The sequence below is a fragment of the Planktosalinus lacus genome (assembly GCF_014640155.1).
Classification (GTDB): domain Bacteria; phylum Bacteroidota; class Bacteroidia; order Flavobacteriales; family Flavobacteriaceae; genus Planktosalinus; species Planktosalinus lacus.
In genome coordinates, this window is the sequence record NZ_BMGK01000003.1 from 293,642 (window position 1) to 308,593 (window position 14,952).

A 14,952-nucleotide genomic window follows, 5' to 3' on the forward strand; every position below is an offset into this window, starting at 1 on the left:
TGTATTAATAAACAGTAAATTAGCTATAAATTCCTGTTAGTTTTGAGTTGATATATTCACTGTCACTTGAGTACCACTTACAACACCTTCGGCATTGTCAAAAGCTATTACAACGGGTTGTTCTTCGCTTGTTAAAGTTGCATCAATAGCAGTAAAAAGTAATATACCGGTGCGTTCATTTGCAGGAATCACCACGCTACTTAAAGAATAATTATCTGAAGTAGCTTCAGTACCATCAACAGCTGATGCAGTAAAAGTTCTGTCAGCATCAGAGGTGGTACTTACAAAAACGGGTATCTCACGTTCTCTTGTAGAGTTACCGGCTTGTACAGGAAGATTAATTGAAGCCGGTCCTGTAAAACCAATCACTGCAGGTCTGTCTTGCTCAAAATCTTTGTAATCATCACAGGCAACTGTGAAAATTGCTAGGGTGAGCACTGTAAATATAATTTTAATATGTTTCATTTTCTTTTGTTTTAGATAGTGAATTAATTCTTAGTAACCAGGATTTTGAACTAAATTCGGGTTTAAGTCCAAAGAACCATTAGCAAAAGGCAACTGAAATCTAAAGCTACTTGCAGGCAGGTTAAGATTTTCAGAGGGTGTTCCTGTACCGTCAGCTAAGTCACCAAAGTTTTCTCTTTGAATAGGAAGTCCCCAACGTTTTAGGTCAAAGAATCTTTTGTATTCAAAGGCAAATTCCAATCTACGTTCTAAACGGATTGCATCTCTTAAGGCAGTTCCGGTTTCACCACCTGTATAGCTGGTATAACGGTTGTCTCTCAATTGATTCAATGTAGTAAGTGCCTGACCAGTTTGACCTAATTCATACTGAGCTTCAGCTTTGTTTAATATAGCCTCTTCTGCTCTTAAAATTTTAATGTCAACCTGTCCGTTAAATTGACCCGGTCTTCCAAAAAGCTTTCTAATCGCATTGAATTCCATATTTGATGCATTGTTAGCTGCAGGTAAGATATATCCTTCTTTTCGAATATCTTCATCATTATACAATTGAAAAAGCTCATAAGAAGCAACATACTCAGGAATTAGAGTAGTCACATTCCCTTGACTCCAGGTTACCCCAATGTTTAAATTAAGAACAGTTGCTTCATTAGGGATGTAAAACAACAAACCGTCTTGGTTAGTATCGTCCCATATTCCAACTACACTTTCTCTTGGAGCGATTGCTGTTGAAACATTGTTAGCTGCATTGATGGCATTTTGCCATTGACCCATATAAAGGTAAGCTCTTGAAAGAAGTGTATTTACTGCATCTTTATTCAATCTTCCCGGGTCATTATTAGCATTGATATTTGCTGCTGCAAACGTCAAGTCATTAATGATATTTTCATACACTTCACCAACAGAAACACGCGCAGGCTCTACTAAGGGATCTGGTTCAGTAACATAGGCTACACCTAAACTTCCGTTAGCATCACCAGACTGAGTTGGTATTTTTCCATACACGCTTACTAAGTCAAAATGCGCCATTGCTCTTAAAGCTCTTGCTTCAGCCTCAATGTTTGCTCTATTTTCACCTTCAAAGTCTTCAATGTAAAATAACAAATTATTGGCTCTGTATATTACAGTATAGGCATCTCCATAAAATCCTCTAACAGTAGCTGTTGGAAAATATTCAAACTCATGTAAATACCTTTTTGTACGTCTTCCTCTCTGTGCCAAGGTAACGTTGTCTGAAATCACATCAGGCAAACTTAGCATAGAACCGGCATCACTACTTCCGTAGTAACCTGCTCTGGTTAGAGCACTGTATGCTCCTCGTATCCCATTTTCAAAATCAGATGCAGTTACAAACGCATTTTCTGAAGCGAATTGATCATATGGAATTTGTTCGAGTTCTTTATCACAAGAGGTAAAACCTCCTATGATTAAAACTGTAAATAATATTTTATAAACTATTTTTTTCATTTTTCTTTTTTTTTGATTAGAAACTAACATCTATACCTACTTGGAAAGACTTTGTTTGTGGATAACTAAATAATGTAGCTTCTCCGGGAGCAACGGTGTTCACAAAGTCAATTGTTTCACCAGAAGAAATACCTACTTCAGGATCACCGAAGAACTCAGTAAAAGTCAATAGGTTTTGACCTTGTACATATACTCTCAGTGAATTTAGAGGACTTCTTTCCAATAGTGCAGAAGGGAAGTTATAAGAAAGTACAATATTTCTCATTCTTATAAAATCACCTTTTTCAAGGAATCTGTCAGATGCCTGAACTTCTGTTCTGTATATTGGGCTTGGCAATACATTGGTATCCCCAGGCTGTTGCCAGTAATTGAATGCACCAACATGGTGGTTTCCGTTTGGTGACACACCATCTGTTTCAATAGCTGCTCTGTTAAAGTTGTTGATGTAATTTCCAGCTTTGAAGATAAAGTCAGCTCTTAAACCAATCCCTTTGTAAGAAAAGTTGGTAAAGAAACCACCTTCAACTTCAGGAATAGAAGATTTTCCGGTAAGGACTCTGTTGTCAGATTCACTTTCCGGTAAATCATCAAAACGATATGTTCCACCATCTTCACCAAAATACAATGGCGCACCAGTGTTTGGATCAACTCCTGCATATTGTAATAAATAGTGTTGGTTTAAGGCTTCACCCTCGCGGTATAAGATGTTGAAAGCATTAGGAATAATGTCTTCTCCATCAGGCAGCTCTATGATTTTGTTATCCATAAAGCCTGCGTTACCTCCCATTGTCCATGTGAACGATGGTTTTCTGATGATGTCTCCTTGAAGTGACACTTCAAAACCGGTATTTTCAATTTCACCTAAGTTTCCACCTATTCCTCCTACACCAGATTCATCAGCTGTTGGAATTGTAAATAATAGATCTGTTGTATTTCTTTTGAAATAATCTACAACTGTTCTTAATCTGTTGTTGAACATATTTAATTCCACACCAATGTTACTTGTCTCAGTGGTTTCCCATTGTAATTCAGGGTTACCAACGTTTGCCGGAATAGTTGCAGAACCTCCTGGATACGCACCAAAAGCAACTAAGTCTTGTGGAGCATATCTTCCAATACCATTTCTGTTACCCACAGTACCATAAGACGCTCTAATTTTAAAATCATTCACTGCGTCTACAGCAAAGAAGTCTTCTTTGGCGATGTTCCAACCAACACTCGCACTGTAGAAAGTACCAAATTCTTTTCCTTTACCAAAGTTTGAAGATCCATCAGTTCTGATAGATGCACTTGCCAAATACTTTTCTCTGAAGTTATAGTCAGCAAACAATCCATAAGAAAGTAAAGTCAAACGGTTTCTGTTTGTAGAACCAATTGTTACCTCAGCAGCATTTATTTGTGTTGTCAATAAAGCTGAAGGGAAGCCTCTACTGGTTACTCTATAGAAGTTGTTCTCGTTGAAGTTATATTCAAAAAGACCTAAAACATTCAGGTTATGACCTGATTCAGAATTAAGACTGTAGTTTAACCTGTTGCTTAAGGTCATATCAAGACGTTGTGCACCATTATCAGTTTTTAAACCCGGGAAATCAGGGTCTCCAATTAAGTTTTGAAGAATACCACCCGGTTTAGAATAACTTTCTCTTCTGTAGTTAACATGATTGATAGCTGTACCGAAGGTATAGGTAAAATTATCTGTAAACTTAACAGTTGTGTTTACACTTGCTAAAGTTACATTCGTAATTGTGTTTTCGGGTTCAGAAAGTAATGCTCCTCTGATTGAGAATCCTTGGTGAGTTGGGTTGTAAATAGGGTCACCATTTGCATCCAATTCAGGGTTTCCGTTTTCATCCAGTTGAAATTCCGGCTCATAAGCGTTGTAAATATACATTGCTCTGAACGGGTTTTGAACGTTGTTTCTATCACGAGGTTCATCACTTAAAGATCTTGAATAACCAACATTTGCGCTAACAGATAACCATTCTTTCGCATCAAAATTTAAATTCAATCTTGTGTTGAGTCTTTCAAAACCATTAATGTTGTCAATGATACCAGTATTTCTATCGTGACCTACTGAGAAAAAGTAATCTACTTTTTCAGCACCACCTGAAAAGGATACATTGTTTGATTGAACGATTCCATCTTTAAGGAGTACATCCTGCCAATCATTTGCATTGTCTAAAAGAAATTGTCTTTCAGGAGAACCGGGTGCTGTAGTTACACCAGGTCTTGAACCTGCAGCAACAACACCAAGAGCAAACAATTCAGCTTCATACTGCATTTTTTGCTCAGCATCCATCATGCTAAAATTATCTTTTGTTTTGCTGATTACACCATAACGAGAACTGAATCTAACTTTTGCTTCCGTATTTCTGTTACCACTTTTAGTTGTAATAACCACAACACCATTGGCTCCACGAGAACCATATTGTGCTGTTACGGCGGCATCTTTTAAGATTGTGATGTTTTCAATGTCTTCATTTGCAATAGAAGCCAAATCTTGCTCTCTTATTGGAGCACCATCTACAATGTATAAAGGGGATGAGGCACCTGCTACAAGTGATCCCATACCTCTAATTCTTACGAAAGCACCTTGACCGGGCTTACCGTTTGCTGCTGTAACTTGTACACCTGCAGCTTTTCCTTGTAAAAGGTTATCAATACTTGTTGTTGGTGTTAACTGGTTGATTTCTTCAGCAGAAATTGCTACAACGGCAGAAGTTTGAACCGTTTGGTTTCTTCTGGTGTAACCTGTTACAACTACAGCATCCAATTCTGCAGCATCAGGCTGCAATTGAAGATTAACTGTATTTGTAGAAGGCGTTATAGCTACTTCTTGAGTAGTAAAACCAAGGTAACTAAATACCAATGTCTGGCCTACTTCAGCAGAGATAGAATAATTTCCATCAAAATCTGATTGTGTTCCAGAGTTAGTTCCTTTTACAATAATGTTTACTCCTGGTAACGGTAAATCGATATCATCGGTTACGGTTCCGGAGATTGTTTTTTCTTGTGCAAAACTTATTTGCACAATGAACGCCAGTAATAGCGTTAGAATTCCACTAAACTTTGTTGTCATTTTTTATGATTTATTTAAATTAGCCAACGCCAAAATTCACAATTAAAACTTAATAAAACAACTTTTAGAAGCTAAAATTTAGTTTTTTTTACATTTAAGTTAATTTAATGTTAACACTATTTAAAATTTAGAGTTTAAACTCAGGTGAATTTTTGTATTTGAAAACCTGAACTCCTGACCTTTAGCGGTACCATTTGCAACATTAAACCTAAAAACCCCTGCTTTTGTGTTTAAACCTATTCCTACACCAAAACTGTATAATTGGCTTTTAATATTGACTATGGGGTTTTCAAAATAGGCATAATCTACTATAGAATGAATGTAAGTTTGGTAATTAAGCAGATATCTATACTCTGTATTTAGAACTGATAGTAATGATGCATCAATACTGTTTTCATTAAAACCCCTGATACTGTTGATGCCTCCGAAGCGAAATAACTCGTTGGTTAAGTAATTATCTGAAGCTAAATATGAAGTGGAGTTATTGACAAAAATGCTGTTTATGTCATTGAAATTAAAAATATGGTTTGCTATTAAATTGATTTTGTATTGATTCGTTTTTTGGTTTTTCTCTGTTCTTGTGCCAATTTCGTTACTGAGATTTAAAGTTGTTTTATATGGAAATATGAAGTTGGATTGTGGTTTTCTGTAGTTTCCCCCAAACACAAAATAGCTAGAATTAAAATCAGCTAATGGATTTCCGGCAAGTGTTTCTTCCTGTAAACTATTTGACTCATAATCTTTATAGCCTATGAAGACTTTTGTCTTTGTATTAAACTGATAATTTGTGAGAATATTCTTCTCAACTGTTGAGAATGTACTATCTCTTTTGAATAATTCCAGCCCGGCTTCGATTCCAACAGGTGATTGAAACAGGTAAGGTAATTCCAGCTTTACTTTGAATTGTTCTTGATCTTCTCCGTCATTTTTATATTGAAGCTCCAGTCGTTCACCAAAATTTAAATTGTTACTCAATTCCAGATTTAAATAACCGTTTAATTCAATTTTGTTGGATTCTTCATTTGTGTTGAAACCAAGTATTCCGTCAAAAAGATTGTTTGGTGTTTTTTCCAGATATAAGAACAACTCTGTTTGTTCTTTAGTGAAAAGCACTTCCGGGGGTTTTATGTTTTTTACAAAACCAAAATTATCGAGGAGTAGGCTTTGGGAGGAGATTTTCTCTTTTTGAAATAAGATTCCCTTTTTAAGTCCTATAGAATGTTTTAAAAATGCTTTGGGAAATTTTTCATAACCTTTTACAGTGATTTTAGAAATTGTTCGTTTTGATGTTGATTCAATTTCCAAAAAAGCTTGCAGTGTGTTTTTGTTCCTGGTTTCCGGTTTGATTTGTTTTAGCGAAACCTGAACAAATGGAAATCCCCGTTCTGATATAGTTTGATTGATGTAGTTCAAAGTACTTTCAATTGTTTCAAAATTGATTTTAATCAAATTGTTTTCGTCGGAAGTGCTGAACCGTTCAATTTCCCTTTTCTTGAATCCATATTCACTTAATATTTCAGGGTTTAAAATATATATGTATTCATATTTTTTGTTCAGTGCAAATAATACCTGAAAAGAGCTGTCTGAAGTTCTTAGAATGTTTTTTCTTTCCAGTTCAATATAGCCTTGTTTTTGCAACAAGTATTCGAGTGAGTCCAGTTCGGTTTTTAGTGAATTAAAATCACTATATTCAAGTTTCGAAATATGCGATTTAATTACATTGGTTTCGGTGCTGTCTTTTCCCTCTACATCAAGCTGAATATTTTGACCTGTTGCCACTGTAAAAACAGAGGTATATATATATAGGTATAAAAAGAGGAAAAAGGTGTTTTTCAAATCAATAATTTATTTGTGTTAACTAACGGAACTATTGTGCTTTTCGTGCGGCAAAAGAAATAAATTTCCACTTGTGTAAAAATTAATGTATTAAGATTTGATTAATTAAGATTTATTTCTACCTTTGCCAACCCTAAAAATAGGGGATTATTTTTTTATTTTATATAACAAATATTATATATGCCAACAATTTCACAATTAGTACGAAAAGGAAGAGCCAAAATAACCAAGAAGAGTAAATCGGCTGCTTTGGATTCGTGTCCTCAAAGAAGAGGTGTGTGTACGCGTGTATATACTACCACTCCTAAGAAACCAAACTCTGCAATGCGTAAAGTTGCAAGGGTAAGGTTAACAAACGGAAAGGAAGTAAACGCATACATACCCGGAGAAGGTCACAATTTGCAAGAGCACTCGATAGTATTGGTTAGAGGTGGAAGGGTAAAAGATTTGCCGGGAGTTAGATACCACATCGTTCGTGGAGCCTTGGATACCGCAGGTGTTGCAGGTAGAACACAGCGTAGGTCTAAATACGGTGCAAAACGCCCTAAGAAGTAATTAACAACTTTTAAAAAGAAGACATGAGAAAAAGACAGGCCAAAAAAAGACCCCTTTTACCGGATCCAAAATTCAATGATCAGCTGGTTACGCGTTTTGTAAACATGATGATGCATGATGGTAAAAAATCGGTTGCCTTTAAAGTTTTTTACGATGCAATGGCTATCGTAGAAGAGAAGAAACAAGATGACGAGAAATCGGCTTTAGAAACTTGGAAAGATGCATTGTCAAATGTGATGCCTCACGTAGAAGTAAGAAGTCGCAGAGTGGGAGGAGCAACTTTCCAGATTCCTATGCAAATCAGGCCAGACAGAAAAATTTCCACTGCAATGAAGTGGTTGATTTCTTTTTCAAGAAAGAGAAATGAAAAGTCGATGGCACAAAGATTGGCTGCAGAAGTTTTGGCAGCAGCAAAAGAAGAAGGAGCGGCTGTTAAAAAGCGTTTGGACACACACAAAATGGCTGAAGCAAACAAAGCATTCTCACACTTTAGATTCTAAAAAATAAAATGGCACAAAGAGATTTAAAATATACAAGAAATATAGGGATCGCTGCGCATATTGACGCAGGAAAAACAACCACAACAGAGCGTATTCTTTTCTACACGGGTGTAAGTCACAAGATTGGAGAGGTTCATGACGGTGCTGCAACTATGGACTGGATGGAGCAAGAGCAAGAAAGAGGTATTACCATTACTTCTGCTGCTACAACCTGTAAGTGGGTTTTTCCAATGGAAAATGCACAGCCTACTCCTGAAGCCAAAGACTACCACTTTAATATTATCGATACCCCCGGTCACGTTGATTTTACAGTTGAAGTAAATCGTTCACTACGTGTACTTGACGGGTTGGTGTTTTTGTTTAGTGCAGTTGATGGGGTTGAGCCTCAGTCTGAAACAAACTGGAGACTTGCAGACAACTATAAAGTACCAAGAATGGGCTTTGTAAATAAGATGGACCGTCAAGGTTCAGACTTCCTGAATGTTTGTAAGCAAGTAAAAGAAATGTTAGGTTCCAATGCGGTGCCTATCGTTTTGCCGATTGGTGAAGAAATGGATTTCAAAGGAATAGTGGACCTGGTAAAAAACCGTGCTATAGTTTGGCATGAAGATACCCAGGGGGCAACATTTGACGTGATTGCGATTCCTGAAGAATTAAAAGCAGAAACGGCTCAATACCGTGCGTTACTAATCGAAGAAGTAGCTGCTTATGATGAAACCCTGTTGGAGAAATTCATGGAAGATGAAGACTCTATCACAGAAGATGAAGTTCATGCTGCGTTAAGAGCTGCTGTAATGGATATGAGTATCATACCCATGATTTGTGGTTCAGCATTTAAGAATAAAGGTGTTCAGTTTTTGTTGGATGCTGTATGTCGTTATTTGCCTTCACCGGTAGATAAAGAAGGTATTATCGGGATTAATCCTGACACCGAAAAAGAAGAAATAAGAAAGCCAGATGTCACTGAGCCATTTGCTGCATTGGCATTTAAAATTGCTACGGATCCTTTTGTGGGTCGCTTGGCATTTTTCCGTGCTTATTCAGGAAGACTTGATGCCGGTTCTTATGTTTTAAACAACCGTTCAGGTAACAAAGAGCGTATTTCAAGAATTTACCAAATGCATGCCAACAAGCAAAATGCCATTGATTTTATCGAGGCAGGAGATATTGGAGCAGCAGTTGGTTTTAAAGATATTAAAACAGGGGATACCCTAACTTCTGAAAAGCACCCTATCGTTTTGGAAAGTATGAATTTCCCTGATCCCGTTATAGGTATCGCGGTGGAACCAAAAACCAAGGCAGATGTAGATAAATTAGGTATGGCGTTATCAAAGCTTGCTGAAGAAGATCCTACGTTTACCGTAAGAACTGATGAGGCCTCAGGGCAAACCATCATTTCCGGAATGGGTGAGCTTCACTTAGATATAATTGTTGACCGTTTGCGTCGTGAATTTAAAGTAGAAGTTAATCAGGGAGAGCCCCAAGTAGAATATAAAGAAGCAATTACCAAACAAGCAGATCACAGAGAAATTTACAAAAAGCAATCAGGTGGTCGTGGTAAATTTGCTGATATTGTATTTACTATGGAGCCAGCTGAAGAAGGAAAAATAGGTTTGGAATTTGTGAACTCCATTAAAGGTGGTAATGTACCTAAAGAATATATTCCTGCTGTTGAAAAAGGATTTAGAGAAGCCATGAAAAACGGTCCTTTGGCCGGATTTGAAATGGATAGTATGAAGGTCACTTTGAAAGACGGATCTTTTCACCCTGTGGATTCTGATTCCCTTTCATTTGAGCTTGCTGCCAAAATGGGATATAAGGCTGCTTCAAAAGCTGCCGGTTCTGTAATCCTTGAACCTATTATGAAAATTGAAGTTATCACACCTGAAGAAAATATGGGTGATATCGTTGGTGACCTTAACCGTCGTCGCGGTCAGGTTAGTAATATGGGAGATCGTGCAGGTGCTAAAACGATTAAAGCAACTGTACCACTATCTGAAATGTTTGGTTATGTTACTACTTTAAGAACTTTATCTTCAGGTAGAGCAACATCAACAATGGAGTTTTCTCACTATGCAGAAACACCCTCAAATATTTCAGAAGAAGTTATTAAAAAAGCAAAAGGAGCTAACGATTAATTTTTACAGCGATGAGTCAAAAAATTAGAATAAAATTAAAGTCATACGATTACAACCTTGTAGATAAGTCTGCAGAGAAAATCGTTAAAACAGTAAAAAATACCGGAGCTGTTGTAACCGGACCAATTCCGTTACCAACACACAAAAAAATATTTACTGTATTGCGTTCTCCTCACGTTAACAAGAAATCAAGAGAGCAATTTCAATTGAGTTCTTACAAGCGTTTGTTAGACATCTATAGTTCTTCTTCAAAAACCATTGACGCACTCATGAAATTAGAATTGCCGAGTGGAGTTGAAGTGGAGATCAAGGTGTGATAAAAGAGATTCCCGCTTTCGCGGGAATAAACATGTCCGGAGCTGCGTGCGAAGGAAAAACGGTAAAAAATACTTTCAGGGTCGAATGTATTTTGACCCTGAATTTTTAAGAATAAATTTTAAACAAGTATTAATAATTAATTAAATAAACTATGTCTGGGTTAATTGGAAAGAAAATAGGCATGACCAGCATCTTTGACGAGAACGGAAAAAACATTCCTTGTACCGTAATTGAAGCAGGGCCATGTGTTGTTACCCAAGTCAGAACCTCTGAGGTTGACGGGTATAAAGCTCTTCAACTTGGTTTCGATGACAAAAAGACTGCCAATAAAGCTGCCGAAGGCCATGCTAAAAAAGCAGGAACCGTTGCAAAACGTAAAGTCGTAGAATTCCAAGGATTTGAAGAAGAATACAAATTAGGTGATTCAATCACTGTTGAGCACTTTATTGAAGGAGAATTTGTGGATATTTCCGGGATTTCTAAAGGTAAAGGGTTTCAAGGTGTTGTTAAAAGACACGGCTTTGCCGGTGTGGGTCAAGCTACCCACGGACAGCATAACCGTTTGAGAGCACCTGGTTCAATTGGTGCCGCATCCTATCCTGCGCGCGTATTTAAAGGAATGCGTATGGCCGGTAGAATGGGTGGTGAAAAAGTGAATGTTGAAAATTTAAGAGTTTTAAAAGTGGTACCAGAAAAGAACCTTCTTGTAGTAAAAGGATGTGTTCCGGGTCATAAAAACTCTTACGTAATTATTCGGAAATAATGAAGGTAGCAGTATTAGATATCAACGGAAAAGAAACAGGTAGAGAGGTCAACCTTTCTAAGGATGTTTTTGCAATAGAGCCCAACAATCACGCGGTTTATTTAGATGTAAAGCAATACCTGGCCAATCAACGTCAGGGAACGCACAAAGCTAAAGAACGTGCTGAGATTGTGGGTAGTACCAGAAAGATTAAAAAGCAAAAGGGAACAGGAACAGCCCGTGCGGGTAATATTAAAAACCCTTTGTTTAAAGGAGGAGGAAGAGTTTTTGGTCCAAGACCAAGAAGTTATTCTTTCAAACTTAATAAGACTTTAAAGCGTTTGGCCAGAAAATCGGCCTTAACGATGAAGGCAAAAGATAAGCAAATTTTCATCATTGAAGATTTTACATTTGAAGCTCCAAAAACAAAGAATTTTACGAATCTTTTAACCGCTTTAGGTTTAGAAAACAAAAAATCTTTGTTTGTGTTGGGAGAGTTAAATAATAATGTATATTTGTCCTCGCGCAATTTAAAAGGTACTGAAGTTGTAACAAACTCAGAATTAAATACTTATAAAATATTAAATGCCAACAGTTTAGTGCTGTTAGAGAGTTCATTAGAAGGGATTGAACAAAACTTAAGTAAATAGAAATTATGAATATCTTAATTAAACCTATCATTACAGAAAAAGCAACTCGCGATGCTGAGGATAAAAATAGCTTCGTGTTTGTAGTTGCAAATGAGGCGAATAAGATTGAAATCAAAGATGCGGTTGAATCTGCATACGGAGTTTCTGTTACTAAAGTTCGCACAATGAATGTTCGTCCCGACCGAAAAACGAAATATACAAAAACGGGTGTCGTTACTGGTAAAACAAGTGCTGTTAAAAAAGCAATTGTACAGGTGGCCGAAGGAGAAACAATAGATTTTTACAACAACATCTAGAAATTAGACAACAATGTCAGTAAGAAAATTAAAACCCATTACCCCGGGTCAGCGTTTTAGAGTAGTTAATGGCTTTGATGCCATCACTACTGATAAGCCGGAGAAAAGCTTGCTTGCTCCGAAAAAAAGATCGGGAGGTAGAAACAACAGAGGAAAGATGACTATTCGCCAAGTTGGTGGTGGTCACAAGAGAAAGTATCGTGTAATTGACTTTAAAAGGAACAAAACCGGAATTCCGGCAACAGTTCAGTCAATTCAATACGATCCCAACAGAACAGCATTTATTGCTCTTTTGAATTATCAAGATGGTGAAAAGCGTTATATCATTGCTCAAAATGGATTGCAAGTTGGTCAAAACCTGGTTTCAGGTGACAGTGTAGCTCCGGAAATTGGCAATGCAATGTTGCTTTCAAACATTCCCTTAGGTACGATTATCTCTTGTATAGAGTTACGTCCCGGACAAGGAGCTACTATGGCTCGTAGTGCCGGTGCATTTGCTCAATTGATGGCAAGAGACGGAAAGTTTGTTACAGTTAAATTGCCTTCAGGTGAGACAAGATTGATTCTTTCAAGCTGTATGGCAACTATTGGAGCGGTATCAAACAGTGACCACCAGTTACTTGTATCGGGTAAGGCCGGTAGAAGCAGATGGTTGGGTAGAAGACCAAGAACAAGACCAGTAGCGATGAACCCTGTTGATCACCCAATGGGTGGTGGTGAAGGTCGTGCTTCAGGAGGTCACCCACGTTCTAGAAACGGTATACCTGCAAAAGGTTACAGAACCCGTACTAAGACAAAATCGAGTAATAAATATATCATAGAACGTAGAAAGAAATAAGCTATGGCAAGATCGTTAAAAAAAGGACCTTACGTTCATTATAAATTAGAGAAAAAAGTACAGCTCAATGTGGAGTCAAACAAAAAGAGTGTTATCAAGACCTGGTCTAGAGCCTCAATGATAACTCCAGATTTTGTTGGACAAACCATCGCGGTACATAACGGAAAGCAATTTGTTCCTGTATATGTAACTGAAAACATGGTTGGACATAAACTAGGCGAATTTTCACCTACAAGATCTTTTAGAGGTCATTCAGGTGCTAAAAACAAAGGAAAAAAATAATAAGCTATGGGAGTTCGTAAAAGAGAAAGAGCAGAACAAGTCAAAGATGCGAAGAAAAACATCGCCTTTGCAAAGTTGAATAACTGCCCGACATCACCAAGAAAAATGCGCCTTATGGCAGATTTAGTAAGAGGTGAAAACGTAGATAAAGCGCTTAATATTTTGAAATTCAGTTCAAAAGAATCATCACGCAGACTTGAAAAACTATTGCTTTCGGCCATTGCAAACTGGCAAGCAAAGAATGAGGAAGCAAGTATAGAAGATGCCAATCTTTTTGTACAAGAAATTCGCGTAGATAGTGGAACCATGTTAAAGCGTTTGCGCACAGCTCCACAAGGGCGTGCACACAGAATTAGAAAACGTTCCAATCATGTAACAGTGGTTTTAGGAGCTAAAGATAACACACAAAGCAATTAATTAAATGGGACAAAAAACAAATCCAATCGGAAATCGCCTTGGGATCATCAGAGGATGGGAATCCAACTGGTATGGAGGTAATGACTATGGCAATAAAATTGCTGAAGACGACAAGATTAGAAAATATGTTCATGCTCGTTTGGCCAAAGCTAGTGTGTCTAGAGTAATCATTGAGCGCACTTTAAGGCTTGTAACCGTTACTATCACCACTGCCAGACCTGGAATTATTATTGGTAAAGGCGGTCAGGAGGTAGACAAGTTAAAAGAAGAGCTTAAAAAGATTACCGGAAAAGAAGTACAGATCAATATTTTTGAAATCAAAAGACCTGAACTTGATGCATATTTAGTAGCTACCAGTGTAGCGCGTCAAATTGAAAGCAGAATTTCTTACAGACGTGCTATTAAAATGGCGATAGCCGCGGCCATGAGAATGAATGCAGAAGGTATTAAGATTCAGATTTCAGGGCGTTTGAATGGAGCAGAAATGGCACGTTCAGAGGCTTATAAAGAAGGTCGTATTCCTTTATCCACTTTCAGGGCAGATATTGATTATGCTCTGGTAGAAGCACATACCACTTATGGACGATTAGGTGTTAAGGTGTGGATTATGAAAGGCGAAGTGTTTGGAAAAAGAGAGCTTTCTCCACTTGTTGGATTATCCAAAAAGCAAGGAGGAAAGCCAGAAAGAGGAGCCGGAAAGGCAAAACCACGTCGCAGAAAGTAATTTTTTAAATAAAAGAAAATGTTACAACCAAAAAGAACAAAATACCGTAAACAGCAAAAAGGCCGTATGAAGGGGATTTCTCAAAGAGGAAACCAGTTATCAAATGGAACCTTTGGTATTAAATCATTAGACTCAAGCTTTTTGACTGCGCGTCAAATTGAAGCAGCACGTATTGCCGCTACCCGTTTTATGAAAAGAGAAGGGCAGCTTTGGATAAAAATATTTCCAGACAAGCCTATCACAAAGAAACCTCTTGAAGTGCGTATGGGTAAAGGTAAAGGTGCGGTAGAATATTGGGCTGCGATTGTAAAACCCGGTAGAATACTGTTTGAGGTAGCCGGAGTACCAGCAGATGTTGCAAAAGAAGCATTGCGTCTTGCTGCACAAAAGTTACCGGTAAAAACCAAGTTTATAACCGCTAGAGATTTTCAAGCTTAATAATTCAATACTATGAAACAAGCAGAGATACAAGAAGCATCTACGACCAAATTGCAAGAGAAACTTGCTGAGTCCAGGAAAGCTTATACAGACTTACAAATGGCTCATACCATTTCACCGCTGGAAAATCCAATACAACTGCGTATGCAAAGGAGATCAATAGCTAGAATTCAGACTGAATTAACAAAAAGAGAAGTACAGTAATTGTAC

17 protein-coding genes are annotated in these 14,952 nt (G+C 37.5%); 13 read left to right on the forward strand and 4 right to left on the reverse strand.

What is annotated here, in order from left to right:
- Positions 1-36: 36 nt before the first annotated feature.
- The 4 genes from IEV69_RS05095 to IEV69_RS05110 form a co-directional block, all read right to left on the reverse strand.
- Positions 37-465 (reverse strand): hypothetical protein, encoded by a 429-nt coding sequence (locus IEV69_RS05095; RefSeq protein WP_188440125.1) that lies wholly within the window; start codon positions 463-465, stop codon positions 37-39.
- A 30-nt stretch (positions 466-495) separates the two neighbouring features.
- Positions 496-1,929, reverse strand: coding sequence for a RagB/SusD family nutrient uptake outer membrane protein (locus IEV69_RS05100; RefSeq protein WP_188440127.1), 1,434 nt, complete (start codon positions 1,927-1,929; stop codon positions 496-498).
- Between the two features lie 16 nt (positions 1,930-1,945).
- Positions 1,946-5,008 carry a SusC/RagA family TonB-linked outer membrane protein gene (locus IEV69_RS05105; protein ID WP_188440130.1) on the reverse strand — a complete coding sequence of 1,021 codons (3,063 nt, stop codon included), beginning with the start codon at positions 5,006-5,008 and terminating at the stop codon, positions 1,946-1,948.
- Positions 5,009-5,128: 120 nt separating this feature from the next.
- Positions 5,129-6,844, reverse strand: coding sequence for a BamA/TamA family outer membrane protein (locus tag IEV69_RS05110; RefSeq protein ID WP_188440132.1), 1,716 nt, complete (start codon positions 6,842-6,844; stop codon positions 5,129-5,131).
- Between the two features lie 180 nt (positions 6,845-7,024).
- On the opposite strand from IEV69_RS05110, the gene rpsL reads away from it, so the two are divergent.
- The 13 genes from rpsL to rpmC all read left to right on the forward strand — a co-directional run bounded on the left by rpsL (position 7,025) and on the right by rpmC (position 14,946).
- Positions 7,025-7,399, forward strand: a complete 375-nt coding sequence (rpsL, locus tag IEV69_RS05115) for a 30S ribosomal protein S12 (protein WP_006795815.1) — start codon at positions 7,025-7,027, stop codon at positions 7,397-7,399.
- A 23-nt stretch (positions 7,400-7,422) separates the two neighbouring features.
- The gene (rpsG, locus tag IEV69_RS05120; protein ID WP_188440134.1) at positions 7,423-7,899 is read left to right on the forward strand and encodes a 30S ribosomal protein S7; all 477 of its coding nucleotides are present in this window, start codon (positions 7,423-7,425) and stop codon (positions 7,897-7,899) included.
- An 8-nt stretch (positions 7,900-7,907) separates the two neighbouring features.
- Positions 7,908-10,037 carry an elongation factor G gene (gene fusA / locus IEV69_RS05125; RefSeq protein ID WP_188440135.1) on the forward strand — a complete coding sequence of 710 codons (2,130 nt, stop codon included), beginning with the start codon at positions 7,908-7,910 and terminating at the stop codon, positions 10,035-10,037.
- 11 nt (positions 10,038-10,048) lie between these two features.
- On the forward strand, positions 10,049-10,354 hold the full coding sequence (gene rpsJ / locus IEV69_RS05130; RefSeq protein ID WP_188440138.1) for a 30S ribosomal protein S10: 306 nt from the start codon (positions 10,049-10,051) through the stop codon (positions 10,352-10,354).
- A 152-nt stretch (positions 10,355-10,506) separates the two neighbouring features.
- Positions 10,507-11,118, forward strand: coding sequence for a 50S ribosomal protein L3 (gene rplC, locus IEV69_RS05135; protein ID WP_188440139.1), 612 nt, complete (start codon positions 10,507-10,509; stop codon positions 11,116-11,118).
- Positions 11,118-11,747 (forward strand): 50S ribosomal protein L4, encoded by a 630-nt coding sequence (gene rplD / locus IEV69_RS05140; RefSeq protein ID WP_188440141.1) that lies wholly within the window; start codon positions 11,118-11,120, stop codon positions 11,745-11,747. The genes rplC and rplD overlap by 1 nt, the downstream gene beginning before the upstream one ends.
- Before the next feature lie 5 nt (positions 11,748-11,752).
- Positions 11,753-12,043 carry a 50S ribosomal protein L23 gene (rplW, locus tag IEV69_RS05145; protein WP_188440143.1) on the forward strand — a complete coding sequence of 97 codons (291 nt, stop codon included), beginning with the start codon at positions 11,753-11,755 and terminating at the stop codon, positions 12,041-12,043.
- Between the two features lie 13 nt (positions 12,044-12,056).
- Positions 12,057-12,881, forward strand: a complete 825-nt coding sequence (gene rplB, locus IEV69_RS05150) for a 50S ribosomal protein L2 (RefSeq protein WP_188440145.1) — start codon at positions 12,057-12,059, stop codon at positions 12,879-12,881.
- A 3-nt stretch (positions 12,882-12,884) separates the two neighbouring features.
- Complete coding sequence (gene rpsS, locus IEV69_RS05155; RefSeq protein WP_188440147.1) at positions 12,885-13,163, forward strand: 30S ribosomal protein S19; 279 nt, start codon at positions 12,885-12,887, stop codon at positions 13,161-13,163.
- Positions 13,164-13,169: 6 nt separating this feature from the next.
- On the forward strand, positions 13,170-13,580 hold the full coding sequence (gene rplV / locus IEV69_RS05160) for a 50S ribosomal protein L22 (protein WP_188440153.1): 411 nt from the start codon (positions 13,170-13,172) through the stop codon (positions 13,578-13,580).
- A gap of 4 nt (positions 13,581-13,584) precedes the next feature.
- Positions 13,585-14,304 carry a 30S ribosomal protein S3 gene (gene rpsC / locus IEV69_RS05165; RefSeq protein WP_188440155.1) on the forward strand — a complete coding sequence of 240 codons (720 nt, stop codon included), beginning with the start codon at positions 13,585-13,587 and terminating at the stop codon, positions 14,302-14,304.
- An 18-nt stretch (positions 14,305-14,322) separates the two neighbouring features.
- Complete coding sequence (gene rplP, locus IEV69_RS05170) at positions 14,323-14,742, forward strand: 50S ribosomal protein L16 (RefSeq protein ID WP_188440158.1); 420 nt, start codon at positions 14,323-14,325, stop codon at positions 14,740-14,742.
- A gap of 12 nt (positions 14,743-14,754) precedes the next feature.
- Complete coding sequence (gene rpmC / locus IEV69_RS05175; RefSeq protein ID WP_188440160.1) at positions 14,755-14,946, forward strand: 50S ribosomal protein L29; 192 nt, start codon at positions 14,755-14,757, stop codon at positions 14,944-14,946.
- Positions 14,947-14,952: the final 6 nt, after the last annotated feature.

Excerpts from the sequence above, each read along its gene's own strand:
- rplD (WP_188440141.1), top strand. The coding sequence starts at position 11,118 with ATGAAGGTAGCAGTATTAGATATCAACGGAAAAGAAACAGGTAGAGAG.
- IEV69_RS05095 (WP_188440125.1), bottom strand. The coding sequence starts at position 465 with ATGAAACATATTAAAATTATATTTACAGTGCTCACCCTAGCAATTTTC.
- rpsL (WP_006795815.1), top strand. The coding sequence starts at position 7,025 with ATGCCAACAATTTCACAATTAGTACGAAAAGGAAGAGCCAAAATAACC.
- IEV69_RS05100 (WP_188440127.1), bottom strand. The coding sequence starts at position 1,929 with ATGAAAAAAATAGTTTATAAAATATTATTTACAGTTTTAATCATAGGA.
- rplV (WP_188440153.1), top strand. The coding sequence starts at position 13,170 with ATGGGAGTTCGTAAAAGAGAAAGAGCAGAACAAGTCAAAGATGCGAAG.
- rpsC (WP_188440155.1), top strand. The coding sequence starts at position 13,585 with ATGGGACAAAAAACAAATCCAATCGGAAATCGCCTTGGGATCATCAGA.
- rpsS (WP_188440147.1), top strand. The coding sequence starts at position 12,885 with ATGGCAAGATCGTTAAAAAAAGGACCTTACGTTCATTATAAATTAGAG.
- rplB (WP_188440145.1), top strand. The coding sequence starts at position 12,057 with ATGTCAGTAAGAAAATTAAAACCCATTACCCCGGGTCAGCGTTTTAGA.
- fusA (WP_188440135.1), top strand. The coding sequence starts at position 7,908 with ATGGCACAAAGAGATTTAAAATATACAAGAAATATAGGGATCGCTGCG.
- rplC (WP_188440139.1), top strand. The coding sequence starts at position 10,507 with ATGTCTGGGTTAATTGGAAAGAAAATAGGCATGACCAGCATCTTTGAC.
- rpsJ (WP_188440138.1), top strand. The coding sequence starts at position 10,049 with ATGAGTCAAAAAATTAGAATAAAATTAAAGTCATACGATTACAACCTT.
- rplW (WP_188440143.1), top strand. The coding sequence starts at position 11,753 with ATGAATATCTTAATTAAACCTATCATTACAGAAAAAGCAACTCGCGAT.
- IEV69_RS05105 (WP_188440130.1), bottom strand. The coding sequence starts at position 5,008 with ATGACAACAAAGTTTAGTGGAATTCTAACGCTATTACTGGCGTTCATT.
- rplP (WP_188440158.1), top strand. The coding sequence starts at position 14,323 with ATGTTACAACCAAAAAGAACAAAATACCGTAAACAGCAAAAAGGCCGT.
- rpmC (WP_188440160.1), top strand. The coding sequence starts at position 14,755 with ATGAAACAAGCAGAGATACAAGAAGCATCTACGACCAAATTGCAAGAG.
- rpsG (WP_188440134.1), top strand. The coding sequence starts at position 7,423 with ATGAGAAAAAGACAGGCCAAAAAAAGACCCCTTTTACCGGATCCAAAA.